This is a genomic window from Gordonia sp. SL306, from assembly GCF_026625785.1.
Lineage (GTDB): Bacteria > Actinomycetota > Actinomycetes > Mycobacteriales > Mycobacteriaceae > Gordonia.
In genome coordinates, this window is sequence record NZ_CP113063.1 from 2,062,062 (window position 1) to 2,073,810 (window position 11,749).

An 11,749-nucleotide genomic window follows, 5' to 3' on the forward strand; every position below is an offset into this window, starting at 1 on the left:
CAGCATCGCGTGAACGTGGCCCCAACGATAGCAGCCCGGTGCGCGCACCGACGAATCGTCCAAGTGGGAAGCTGGTGGGGTGCTGTTCCCGACGCTGACACCCAACGCACCCGATATCCCCGATGCGATCACAATCGGCGACGACCGGCTCTCCCGAGAGGACCTGGTCGGCGCGGCGACCGCAGTGGCCGAGCGAGTCGCCGGCGCGCGGGTGCTGGCGGTCTACGCCCGGCCGACGACGGACACCGTGCTCGCCATCGTCGGCTGCCTGATAGCCGGTGTCGCCGCGGTGCCGGTACCGCCGGACTCCGGCGCGCGCGAAATGGAGCACATCCTCGGTGATTCCGGCGCGCAGGCGTGGTTGGGTGCCGCCCCCGACGATCCGACCCTCCCGGTGATCCCGGTGCGGCGCTACGCCAGATCGTGGCATCGCCATCCCGAGCCACCCGGGTCCGCGACTGCTCTCATCCTGTACACCTCCGGCACCACCGGGCTGCCCAAGGGCGTGCCGATCACCCGTTCCGCCATCGCCGCGGGCCTCGACGCACTCGCGGGCGCCTGGCAGTGGACCGCCGATGATGCACTCGCTCATGGTCTTCCGCTCTTCCATGTGCACGGGCTGATCCTCGGGATGCTCGGGCCGCTGCGCCGGGGCGGACGCCTGATCCACACCGTCACGCCGTCGGCAGAGAATTACGCAGCCGCGATGGGCCGTGGCGCGACCATGTTCTTCGGCGTGCCAACGGTATGGAATCGTGTTGCCGCCGAACAATCTGCGGCGCAATCATTGTCGTCGGCGCGATTGCTGGTGTCCGGCAGCGCCCCGCTCCCCGTCCCCGTGTTCGACAAGATCCGGAACCTGACCGGACACGAGATCGTGGAGCGATACGGCATGACCGAGACGATGATCACCGTCAGTACGCGGGTCGACGGAGAACGCCGTCCCGGCTGGGTCGGCTTGCCGCTCGACGGCGTCGAGACCCGACTCCGTGAGGGCGACTCCGACCTCCCGCACGACGGTGAGACGGTCGGAGATCTCCATGTGCGCGGTCCGATGATGTCGACCGGCTATCTCGATCAGCCGGAGAAGACTGCCGGCGCCGGGAGCGGAGCGAGCGGGCCGAATCCCAACGAGTCCTGGCTCGACGACGGGTTTTTCGCCACCGGCGACGTCGCGGTGATCGGTCCGGATGGCATGCATCGGATCGTCGGGCGGCGGGCCACCGACCTGATCAAGTCGGGAGGTTTCCGCATCGGCGCCGGCGAGATCGAGACCGTGCTGCTCGCTCACCCCGCCGTCGACGAGGTGGCCGTGATCGGCATCCCCGACGACGACCTCGGTCAGCGCATCGTCGCCTACGTCGTCGGTGGGCGCGTCCCCGACACCGAGCTCATCGACCTGGTCACCGCTGAACTGTCACATCACAAGCGGCCCAGGGAGATCCGCTTCGTCGAGTCGCTCCCCCGCAACGCGATGGGGAAGGTGCAGAAGAAGCTGCTCGACTGAGAGACTCGCCCCACCCGACAGTTCCTGCGCGGGCGGAACCGTCAGTTGACGCCCACCGGCGAGTGCCCGAGAAACTCCAGAATCGACTGCCGGCGACGCTGGTACGACTCCTCGAACTGCGCCTTGGGATCTCGCGGATTCTCGATGGTGATCACGTCCGCAACCGTCGCCGGACGATGGGTCAGCAGTACGACGCGATCCGCGAGCAGCAGGGCCTCGTCGACGTCATGGGTGACGAACAGGATCGTCGTGTTGAGCTGCCCCCACACCGAGATCAGCAACTGCTGCATGTCCAGTCGCGTTTGCGCGTCGAGAGCTCCGAACGGCTCGTCCATCAGCATGACCTGGGGTTCGCACGCGAGGGTGCGAGCCAGTTGTACGCGCTGACGCATACCGCCCGACAAATGGCTGGGGAGATGGTCGAGATAGGAACCCAGCCCGACCTGTTCGAGGTACTCGGTGGCCTTCCGCTTCGACTCACGACCGCGCATCCCTCTCAGCTTCAGCGGGAACTGCACATTCTTGAGAGCTGTGCGCCATGGGAACAACGCATCCTCTTGGAAAACCATGGCGCAGTGCGCATCGTTGCCGGTGATCGCCTGACCGTTCACCGTGGCCGCACCGTCCATCGGGGTGAGGAGTCCGGCAAGAGCTCGCAGGATCGTCGACTTTCCACAGCCGGAGGGACCGAGGAAGACCACCACCTCACCCGGTTCGATGTCGAGGGTGACGTTCGCCGCGATCTTGCCGTGGAAGCCGAGTTGCAGGTGGTCGAGGCGGACCGCTGCGCCGGAGGCTGCCCCGCCGTAGATCGGGATGTCGGCGGTGGCCTTGGCGGCGGCACGTGTCATGGTGTTGGTCGAAGTCATGGTTTCCGTCCTCTGGGTGGTTTCGGTTGTCATCGCGAGGCCCGCGGTAGCCAGTGGTTGACCCGACGTCCGATGAGCTCGACGATCCAAGCGGTGGTCAGGCCGAGCAAGCCGATCGAGAGCATGCCCACGACCACGCCGGCATAGTCGAGAAGTCCGTAGGCCTGCCAGGTGTAGTACCCGATGCCGAACTGTCCGGAGATCATCTCTGCGCTCACCACACAGATCCAGGCGACACCCATGGCCACCGAGAGTCCCGCGAAGATACCGGGCATCGCACCGGGCAGGACGACACTGCGCAGGATGGTCCAGCGGCTCGCGCCCATCGTCTTGGCCGCTTCCTCCCACACCTTCGGCAGTGAGTCCATCGCATGGATGGTGCTGACGAGGACCGGGAAGAAGGCTGCGAAGAACGTGATGAAGACGATGCCCTGTTCGCTGGACGGGAACAGCAGGATCGTCAGCGGAACGAGCGCGATCGCCGGGATCGGTCGAACCATCTCGATGAAGGGACGTAACGTCTTCCGGGCCATCTCGGATCGCCCGATCAGCATGCCGAGGGCGATGCCGACGACTGCGGCGAGCCCGAAGCCGAGCAGGATCCGTTGGAGGCTGGCGAACAGGTCAGCGTAGTAGCCGCCGCTGCCAACCCGCTCGACGAAGCTGTCGAGCACGGCGCCCGGCGTCGGCATCCGGTTGAACCGGAGCCATGCGACCACCTGGTTGGCGGTGAGAAGGTGCCACACCACCACGAACGCGACGATGGGGATCAGCGGGAGCACGACGGTCAGTGCGACTCGTCGGAGCTTCCCCGAGTCGATCACGCGGCCTGTGCCGTCTCCTCGGGAAGTCACACCCTCAGAGGGAGTCGATGCTCCCCCCTCGTCTGTGTCGGTGGTGGGCTCGCGCTTTTCTGTCGCGCGCTCCCGGGTCGGTGCCATGTGCGCCATGTGCATTCTCCCTTCTCGGAGTCTGGGGATCTGGATCGAGATTTCGGTGAGGATCAGGTCGTTGACCCGGCCTGGGTCAGGGCCGTCTCGTAGGAAACGTCCGTGAGCCCGGGGTGTGACTGCTGGTACATCGCCGCACCGCCGGTCGTGGCGAAGGGGAGGTACCGCCGGGAGGGCGGCGCGCTGGGGTCAACGAGCCAGGTCGCGTGGGCGGCGAAAAGCTTTGTGGCGGTGACCGCGTCGGGGACGTATGCCGCACGGACCCGAGTGCCGGTGTCGGCGATCCGGCGCAACGCACAGCTCGGGGTGGCGGCGACCGAGGTCGCCTGCTGGTCGGCGAACCAGACCTCGGACGCAGTTGCCGGGTCCGCCACGGGGAGCCCGCAGACGTCGTCGGTGCCGGTCAGATGACTCGGATTGCCGACGTCGGCGGTCTTGCTCGGATACTGCGAGCCGTACAGCGCCTCGAGGTAGTGGCTGTCGGTGAATCTCGCGATGTCGAAGGCCCCCGAGACGGATCCGCGCTTCACCAGGTAGGCCTTCACCTTCTCGAGAGCCGGCCCGAACTGCTTCTTGATCGTCGGGTCGAAGGACACCAGGCCGTTCGGGCCGTTGTAGAGGTAGACCACCTCCGGCTCGATGCCGGTGATCTCGCTGACGCGTAGCGCCGCCTGCATCGGCTGCGCCGTGATGTAGTCCGTGGTCCCTCTCAACGCCTGCATGAAGGCCGTCATCACCTCGGGGTTCCGGTCGGCGAACTGGTGACGGGCGACGACGCCGTGGAAAGTGGGGACCTCGTTGTCGCCGCCGTCGTAGACGAGCCGGCCCTGGTTGCGGAAGATCACCAGCTGCGGCCACGGGACGAACTGGGCGAATGCGTCCACCTGCTTGCCCTCGACAGCGGCCGCGCCGATGGACGGGTCCTGGTTGGCGATGTGGACGTCGTCCTTCGTGATGCCGGCGCGCTCGAGCGCGGTCGACAGCATTCCGTCACCGGCCGAGCCGAGACTGGTGGAGACGTCCTTCCCGCGGAGGTCGTCCAAGCTCGTGGCCGTGGAACCGGTCGGGACGACGACCTGATTCAAGGACCCTCGCAGGTTGTATCCGGTGGTCGCGATGAAGTCGGTCTGCGCGTCGTCGTACTTCTTGGTCTTGGACCCGTTGGTCAGCAGCGGGTAGTCGCCCATCGACCCGATGTCGACATGCGAGGCGATCATTGCGGCGGTCAACGGCGCACCCGACGAGAAGTCCTGCCACACCACGCGGTATCTCTTGCCGGACTTCTCCCCGGCCTGGTCCAGCGCGGCCTCGAACGCACCACGGTCACGCATCAGGGTGCCCGCGTTGACGGTGTTGAGCGTCTTGGACTGATATCCGACGTTGACGACGACGGATTCGGAGTCGAACATGCCGCAACCGGTCAGCGCTGAACTCAACGCGACGGTCGCGGTGGTGACGGCCAGCGCGGCCCGACCGCGGCGGCGGATGCGCCGCGGCGAGGGCCGGCGGATGAAGCGCTGGGTGGTGTTCTCGGTCATGACACAAGACTCGAAGCAAACTGTTACATCTGAGCGAACCACCGTTGCATCACGGTTAAGCCACCAGGTCAGCGGGGTGCGTACCCAGGAACGTCCAGCGCCGAATCGCGGCCGATCTGTGTAATACGTTGTACGCGAGCGATTATCGACATCAGGAACCGACGGTCGAAATCCGGAACGAGGCCCTATCCGAGCCCAAAGTTGGATAACGCCACCGTGTTTCGTTGGCGTTCGAACCGCGCGTACGGAAGCCTGGAGATATGGAGATCAGCGAACCCGACTACCGGTTCACCCTCGCCAACGAACGGACTTTCCTCGCGTGGCAGCGCACGTCGCTCGGACTGCTCGCGGCGTCGGTCGCGGTGTTGCAGTTCCTGCCGGGGGACACCCATCCTGCGGTCCGGTACGGGGTGGGGGGTCTGCTGGGCGCGCTGTCCGTCGCCACCGCCGTGGGCGGTTTGATGCGGTGGCGCAGCAACGACGACGCGATCCGGCACGATCAGCCGTTGCCACGGCCACGTCTCATCGCCTATGTGGCGTCGGCCCTGGCCGTGATCGGCGTGATCGCGGTGATCCTCGTACTCGTGCCGGAGTTCGGCGGCCGATGACGACCGCAGAAGTCGGGGTCGACCGCGGCCTGCAGGCCGAGCGAACGATCATGTCGTGGACCCGGACGTCGATCGCCGTCGGCGCGAACGGGCTCCTCGTGGCCGGTCGCGACCTGGTGAGCCATCCCGACGAGTGGATCGGCCTGCGGTGGGCCATCGGCGCGCTGGCTGCGGTTCTGGCAATCGCGATCTACATCGCGGGTCGGCGACGTGCGCGCGATCTCACCCGTCGCCCCCTTCCCCGGCCGGTCGCCGCACCCCGACTCATGGCGTGCACCGGTGTCGCAATCACACTGCTCGGCGTCGCGCTGTTGACCTCGGCCACACTCTGAGACCCGCGGTTCGCCGTTGTCGGCGCACAGCACAAAACGGGCCGGGCATCGATCGGATGATCGATGCCCGGCCCGTCGTCCGGCCGACCCGCGGTCACGTTCCGCGGAACGCTCCCTCCAGCCGGGTGTGCAGGGCCGCCGACGCGTCGTCGAGGCCGATAAAACTCACCGACGTACCTGCCGCCTGATACTTCCCGCGAATTCCCTCGAGCGTTGCGACCGACGTCGCATCCCAGACGCGTGCCGCCGAGAAGTCGATGATCACACGCGCAGGATCGTCGGCATAGTCGAAGCGGTCGACGAGATCGTGGCTGGAAGCGAAGAAGAGATCGCCGGTGATCCGATACGTCCGCACCGGCCCCGGATTCTCGAGATCGTCGTCGACGACGTGGTGGTGCTCCTCGACCGTGGCGCGTCCGGCCACCCGCCTGACGAACACCGCCATCGCGCACAGCACACCGACGATCACCCCGTACGCGAGGTTATGGGTGGCGACGGTCACCGCAACGGTTGCCAGCATGGTGATCGTCTCAGCGATCGGCATGCGACGCAGTGTCTTCGGAGAGATCGAATGCCAGTCCATGGTGGCGACCGAGACCATCACCATCACCGCGACGAGTGCCGCCATGGGGATCGCGGCCAGCGCCGGACTGAAGAACAGCACCAGACAGAGCAGGGCCGCGCCGGCGACGAACGTCGAGATCCTCGTGCGGCCACCGCTCTTCACGTTCATCATCGTCTGCCCGATCATGGCGCAGCCGCCCATGCCGCCGAAGAATCCGGTGACCAGATTTCCGACGCCCTGCCCCCAGCTCTCCCGTGTGGGGTCCGACGAGGTATCCGTGAGTTCGTCGACGAGCTTGGCCGTGATGAGCGATTCGAGCAGACCCACCAGGGCCACGGCCAGGGCGTACGGGAAGATGATCCGCAACGTCTCGAGCGTGAACGGCACACCGGGAACACCGAGCGTCGGCATCTCCGACGACACCGGCCCTTCATCACCGACGCGCGGCACCCCGACCGCGAACACCACGGCGATCACGGTGAGAACTGCCGTGGCGACCAACGGAGCGGGGACCACTGCGGTGATCTTGGGCAGGAACACCATCATCAGCAATCCTGCAGCGGTCATCGGGTACACCAGCCACGGGACGCCGATGAGGTGCGGCAACTGCGCGGTGAAGATGAGGATGGCCAGCGCGTTCACGAAGCCGGTCATCACACTGTGCGGGATGAACCGCATCAGCTTGGCCACGCCCAGCCACGCCATCACCACCTGCAGGATTCCGGCGAGGAGGACCGTGGCGATGAGGTGGTCGACGCCGTACTCGCGGACGATCGGTGCCACGACCAGCGCCACCGATCCCGCGGCCGCCGAGATCATGGCCGGTCGGCCGCCGACGAACGCGATCGTCATCGCGAAGATGAACGAGGTGAACAGGCCGACCGCCGGCCCCACCCCCGCGATCAACGAGAACGAGATGGTCTCCGGTATCAAGGCGAGCGCCGTCACGAGTCCGGCGAAGAACTCGGTCCGGAACTGCCGAGGATCCCGCAGAGCGGCCAGCGTCGACGACCGACGCACCCCGACGGCTGTTCGCGACAGTGCCCTGGCCACCTGTGTCCGAACATGGGGGCGTGGCAATGAGTCAACACTCATCAGAAGTCTCCATTGTGGTCGTGGGTGCCGAACCGCCACGAAAGCTGCACCGGCAGAGGATCTTCTGGGACCCTCTGCCGGTGCACCCCTCGATCACGCCTGAGCTGCCGCCAGCACTTCTTTTCGCTGGGGCACGAAGTCGATCGGCGCGCCGGGCGGAATCACTTCCTCCCGCTCGACCGATTCATCGTGCTCACGGATGATCCGGTGCGCATGCTGCATGACCCACCACCGCACGAAGGTCTGGTTGACCGCCTCGCGTTCCTTCGGATCCTCGAGCAGGTTGATGATGCGCGCGAAGCCGAGAGGGATCTCCGGGTCGTGGAAGTGTTGCTGCCGGACGAAACTGATCTTGAACTGCGACCACTTCACTGCGTGTAATTCGTCGTTGAGCCACACCATGCAGCCCTCGCGTGCCGATTCCTCTGCGCCGGCGAAGAACTCGCGCTGGTCGAGTCCGTCGATCTCCCGGTCGAGGGGGACCTCACAGCCGGCGAGACGCACCAAGGTGGTGAACATGTCGGTCACGTGCATCATCTCGTTGCTCTCGCGCGGCTTGACATGCCCGGGCCAGCGGATCAGTGCCGGGGTACGGATGCCGCCCTCTGCCGAACTGAAGTACGAGCCGTCGAAGAAGCCTGCGGTGCCGCGCCCGGCCAGGTGATCCTCGGGTCCGTTGTCTCCGGCGAACACCACGATGGTGTTGTCGGCGATGCCGAGTTCGTCGAGCTTGTCGAGGATGCTCTGGAAGTCGTGGTCGAGCATCAGCAGGGCGTCGCCCCAATCCCCGTTGCTGCTCTTGCCCCGGAACTCCTCCCGGACCTCGATCGGGAAGTGCAGCAGCGAGTGGTTGTGGTAGAGGAAGAACGGCTTGTCCTCGGCCACGCTGTGTTCCATGAAAGCATGCGCACGGCGATCGTATTCGGCGTCCATCCGACCCTTGAGTTCAACGGTCAGCTGCTCGTCGGTGGTGTGCACGCCGCCCTCTTTGGTGCCGTCGTACATGTACGACCAGCCGTCACGCTCGCCCTTATACCAGGGGTCGTCGGGCCACAGGCATTCGTCGTAGGTCCGGGCCGGCCCGTACCACTCGTCGAAGCCGTGATCGGTGGGCCAGCGTCCGTCCTCGGCGCCGATGTGCCATTTGCCGTAACAGGCGGTGGCGTAGCCGGCGTCGGACAGGATGTCGCCCATGGTGCGCTCCCAGGCGACCAGGCCACCGGCATTGCCGCCGAGCGCGATCGTGTGGTTGCCCGAACGGATCGGGTAGCGACCCGTCATGAGTGCGGAACGCGTTGGTGTGCACTGTGGTTCGACGACGAAATGGGACAGCTTCAGGCTCTCCGCGGCAAAGGTGTCGATATTCTTGGTGTCGGCGCCCCGCAGGATTCCGCCGCCGTAACAACCGAGCTCACCGAGCCCCAGATTGTCGACGTGGAAGTACACGATGTTGGGTTGCTTGCTGGGTGTGGACATGGCTATGCCTCACTTCCTTTCTGTTGATGACATTCGTGATGCGCTCGGGTGGGGAGTCAGTCGGACCTGTCGGTGTCCGAACTCCTGACCCGGGGATTGACGGAGACCAGCGACAGTCGGTCTCCTCGGTAGCGGACGGACTCCAAGTCGAACGGGGTGCCGTCTTCGAGATACGAGAGTCGGTGCAGTAGCAGGACGGGTGACCCGACCCGCACGCCCAGATGCCTGGCCGTGCCCTTGTCGGCCGCGACGGCTTCGACGGTGTTCTCTGCCTGACCCAGTCGGACACCGAGCTTGTCCTCGAGCAGACGGAACACGTCCTCCTCGGCCAGATTTGCGCCGTCGAGAGCGTCTATGGCCTCCGGTCGCAGCGACGTGGTGTCCAACGACAACGGGACATTGGCGACCGACCGGAGCCGCTCGATGAACAGGATCGGGCTCCCCTCGGGGATGCCCAACTTGTCGGCGACCGAAGGCGTCGCCGTCGACTCTCGTGCCGAGAGCACCTGATTCTGCACCGAGAGCTGATGCCCGGCAAGCGATTCGGCCAGCCCTTCGAGCCGGTCGATCCGCTGCCGGAGTTTGGCTCCGGTCACGAAGGTGCCCGCTCCCTGGACGCGGGTGATCAGACCTTCCGCGCGCAGCAGGTCGAGCGCTTCGCGGATCGCGTTGCGGCTGACACCCCACTCCTTGGCCAGTTCGTTCTCCGGAGGGAGCATCGGCCGCGGCGCGGCCAGTCCACCGAATGCGCCATCGAGGATCTGGGTCCGAAGGACGTCGCGTACCCACCGGGCAGCGTCCTCGCGGGTGCCGGCGTACTTGCGGGCCGGAGGGCGCGGGAAGTCCTTGGGTGGAATCCGTGGCCTCGATGTCATGGCTGTACTCTCCCAACTCGACATTCCGACTGATTTTCCTCGGAATTATCGATCGGTTACGCCACCCTGTATAGGCACAAACGCCTGGCCAGCAGCTATGAGATGGCGCAAGGGCTCGTGAAACGCCACCTTCATCGTGGGTAGGTGACGATCTCCTCTCCCGTTGTCGGCTTGTGCCAGGTGATGGTGCGGTCGGAGTGCATGGTGGGTAGCCACCTTCCGAGATGTTTGCGGTGGTGATCGGGTGTGCACAATGGCGCGAGGTTGACGCCCACAGTCCAGCCGCCGGCCTGCGGGTCGGCATGGTTGAACGTGACGAGGTGGTCGAGTTCGCATCCGTTGGACGGTCTGCTGCAGAACGGGTATCGACAGGTCCGATCCCACAGCACAATCTGTCTGCGTAACCGTGCTGGCGGTGCATAGTTCAGCGCGCCGGGCGGTGGATGCTGGTGGCCGCCGTGCCCGGTAGGGTCGACCGGCGGCGCGGGACCACGGTTTCCGACGACAATCAGGCCGGAGGGGCGGCGATGTGCGTTGTCGGGCAGGGTGATGGGCGAGGAGTTCTCGGCCAACGAGTTTGCCAACGCAGGGTCGATGGCCCCGTGGCCACGGAGTCGGGGTACCTCGATGCCGGTGGGGTCGAGGACGAGTGTCCAGGCGGGTGAGCTGAGCGATACCGGCTGTGCCGGCGACGTCTTGGCGGGAGCGCGCTCCGTGGGAACGTCGGCGATGTGCGCTGCCTCATCGACGATTGCGTCGGCAGCGCTGTGACCGCTGGTCGGGCCTGTTGGATCGGTGAGATCGATCGGATCGACAGGATCAATCGAGTCCGGCGACGGGTTCTTCGAACAGTCCCCGTGCCCGCACCGGCAGGTCAATGTCTTACCCGGTACGCCGGTGATCTCTGCCAATGCCATCACCCGTTGCTGCCCGATGCGGCGCGGATCGCGTCGGCACACCCGTTCGGCGATCAACGCCGCGATCCGCTGCGACAGCTACACTCCGTCCTCGGCAGGAACGCACGCATCGACATTCATGTGCCCCGACGAGTCAGCACTGACGGTCAGGTTCTGCCACGCCTCGGCGAACCCTTCGCGCGCGCGGGCGGCACCATCGGGGTCCAGGCTGATCACCGCCTCTGCCAACTGGTCCTGCAACACCGTGTCGGTGGTGGGCCGCGACCCCAACTCCAACGCCAGATCCTCGAAATCCCACACGGCCTCGGGAGCCGGTGCGGGATCGTCAGTGATGGGTTCACCATCGAGATCGGCATCCGCGGTGTCGGTTTCGGGCACATCGGCCTCTGCATCGTCAGCGCCGGTACCGTCGGTACCGGCCGCTTCAGCCTCCTCGACAGACGCTTGCGGTGCCGGATCGATGACCATGCCTTCAGGTGCAGCTTGGGCGGCATACACCATTTTCGCCATCCGATTGGTGCTGTACTCCCCGGCCAGATACGCCATCCGGAACTTCGGCAGGTGTTGCAGGGCATCTCCGAGGTTGAACCACGTACCGGCCTTGGTGCGCGAAAACCCCAGCTGCAACGAGATCGCACCGACCGCGGCTTTGTCCGCGCCATTGCGCACCATCATCTGCTGCCCCGTGCTCAAAGCCAGCATCATCTCGTCATATACCGACTGCCCCAGTCGATACGCCGACAGCAGCGAACGCGCTTCATGCTGGCGGCTGACCCGCAGATGCTCACGTGCCGCATCGCCGACATCGGTGGAGGACGCCGACGAGATCGCCGCATCAGCGGTTGCCGGATCCGAGCAAGGGAACACCAGAACAGGCCTTCACAGATCGAAACCGACAGGACACCAACAACATCTGCCCGTCATAGGAAACGAAAGCCCGCATCAACTCAACCGAGAACAGCATATCGGAGGACACCGACAAGAACTCGTCGGCTCGCCACACTCGACGAACCCTCC

General features: G+C 65.6%; 11 protein-coding genes. 3 read left to right on the forward strand and 8 right to left on the reverse strand.

Features of this window, described 5'->3' with window-relative positions; genetic code table 11:
* The first annotated feature begins 79 nt into the window (after nucleotides 1-79).
* Nucleotides 80-1,507, forward strand: a complete 1,428-nt coding sequence (locus OVA31_RS09460) for an acyl-CoA synthetase (protein ID WP_267630808.1) — start codon at nucleotides 80-82, stop codon at nucleotides 1,505-1,507.
* Between the two features lie 41 nt (nucleotides 1,508-1,548).
* Here the strand turns inward: OVA31_RS09460 and OVA31_RS09465 are convergent, their stop codons facing one another.
* The 3 genes from OVA31_RS09465 to OVA31_RS09475 are packed head-to-tail and all read right to left on the reverse strand — an operon-like array spanning nucleotide 1,549 to nucleotide 4,864.
* Complete coding sequence (locus OVA31_RS09465; RefSeq protein WP_420714204.1) at nucleotides 1,549-2,358, reverse strand: ABC transporter ATP-binding protein; 810 nt, start codon at nucleotides 2,356-2,358, stop codon at nucleotides 1,549-1,551.
* Between the two features lie 47 nt (nucleotides 2,359-2,405).
* Nucleotides 2,406-3,326, reverse strand: coding sequence for an ABC transporter permease (locus OVA31_RS09470; RefSeq protein WP_324290206.1), 921 nt, complete (start codon nucleotides 3,324-3,326; stop codon nucleotides 2,406-2,408).
* A gap of 53 nt (nucleotides 3,327-3,379) precedes the next feature.
* On the reverse strand, nucleotides 3,380-4,864 hold the full coding sequence (locus OVA31_RS09475) for an ABC transporter substrate-binding protein (RefSeq protein WP_267630812.1): 1,485 nt from the start codon (nucleotides 4,862-4,864) through the stop codon (nucleotides 3,380-3,382).
* A 260-nt stretch (nucleotides 4,865-5,124) separates the two neighbouring features.
* Between OVA31_RS09475 and OVA31_RS09480 the strand changes: the two genes are divergently transcribed.
* On the forward strand, nucleotides 5,125-5,472 hold the full coding sequence (locus tag OVA31_RS09480; protein WP_267630813.1) for a YidH family protein: 348 nt from the start codon (nucleotides 5,125-5,127) through the stop codon (nucleotides 5,470-5,472).
* The gene (locus tag OVA31_RS09485; protein WP_267630815.1) at nucleotides 5,469-5,804 is read left to right on the forward strand and encodes a DUF202 domain-containing protein; all 336 of its coding nucleotides are present in this window, start codon (nucleotides 5,469-5,471) and stop codon (nucleotides 5,802-5,804) included. The genes OVA31_RS09480 and OVA31_RS09485 overlap by 4 nt, the downstream gene beginning before the upstream one ends.
* A gap of 94 nt (nucleotides 5,805-5,898) precedes the next feature.
* Here the strand turns inward: OVA31_RS09485 and OVA31_RS09490 are convergent, their stop codons facing one another.
* The 5 genes from OVA31_RS09490 to OVA31_RS09510 all read right to left on the reverse strand — a co-directional run bounded on the left by OVA31_RS09490 (nucleotide 5,899) and on the right by OVA31_RS09510 (nucleotide 11,599).
* Complete coding sequence (locus OVA31_RS09490; RefSeq protein ID WP_267630817.1) at nucleotides 5,899-7,464, reverse strand: SulP family inorganic anion transporter; 1,566 nt, start codon at nucleotides 7,462-7,464, stop codon at nucleotides 5,899-5,901.
* A 93-nt stretch (nucleotides 7,465-7,557) separates the two neighbouring features.
* The gene (locus OVA31_RS09495) at nucleotides 7,558-8,940 is read right to left on the reverse strand and encodes an arylsulfatase (protein ID WP_267630818.1); all 1,383 of its coding nucleotides are present in this window, start codon (nucleotides 8,938-8,940) and stop codon (nucleotides 7,558-7,560) included.
* A 56-nt stretch (nucleotides 8,941-8,996) separates the two neighbouring features.
* Nucleotides 8,997-9,815, reverse strand: a complete 819-nt coding sequence (locus OVA31_RS09500; protein ID WP_267630819.1) for a GntR family transcriptional regulator — start codon at nucleotides 9,813-9,815, stop codon at nucleotides 8,997-8,999.
* A gap of 131 nt (nucleotides 9,816-9,946) precedes the next feature.
* Nucleotides 9,947-10,732, reverse strand: coding sequence for an HNH endonuclease signature motif containing protein (locus OVA31_RS09505; protein WP_267630820.1), 786 nt, complete (start codon nucleotides 10,730-10,732; stop codon nucleotides 9,947-9,949).
* A gap of 78 nt (nucleotides 10,733-10,810) precedes the next feature.
* Entirely contained in the window at nucleotides 10,811-11,599 is a 789-nt protein-coding gene (locus OVA31_RS09510; protein WP_267630821.1) for a hypothetical protein, read from the reverse strand.
* Between the last annotated feature and the right edge of the window lie 150 nt (nucleotides 11,600-11,749).

Excerpts from the sequence above, each read along its gene's own strand:
- OVA31_RS09465 (WP_420714204.1), bottom strand. The coding sequence starts at position 2,358 with ATGACACGTGCCGCCGCCAAGGCCACCGCCGACATCCCGATCTACGGC.
- OVA31_RS09470 (WP_324290206.1), bottom strand. The coding sequence starts at position 3,326 with ATGGCGCACATGGCACCGACCCGGGAGCGCGCGACAGAAAAGCGCGAG.
- OVA31_RS09475 (WP_267630812.1), bottom strand. The coding sequence starts at position 4,864 with ATGACCGAGAACACCACCCAGCGCTTCATCCGCCGGCCCTCGCCGCGG.
- OVA31_RS09480 (WP_267630813.1), top strand. The coding sequence starts at position 5,125 with ATGGAGATCAGCGAACCCGACTACCGGTTCACCCTCGCCAACGAACGG.
- OVA31_RS09485 (WP_267630815.1), top strand. The coding sequence starts at position 5,469 with ATGACGACCGCAGAAGTCGGGGTCGACCGCGGCCTGCAGGCCGAGCGA.
- OVA31_RS09490 (WP_267630817.1), bottom strand. The coding sequence starts at position 7,464 with ATGAGTGTTGACTCATTGCCACGCCCCCATGTTCGGACACAGGTGGCC.
- OVA31_RS09495 (WP_267630818.1), bottom strand. The coding sequence starts at position 8,940 with ATGTCCACACCCAGCAAGCAACCCAACATCGTGTACTTCCACGTCGAC.
- OVA31_RS09500 (WP_267630819.1), bottom strand. The coding sequence starts at position 9,815 with ATGACATCGAGGCCACGGATTCCACCCAAGGACTTCCCGCGCCCTCCG.
- OVA31_RS09505 (WP_267630820.1), bottom strand. The coding sequence starts at position 10,732 with ATGGCATTGGCAGAGATCACCGGCGTACCGGGTAAGACATTGACCTGC.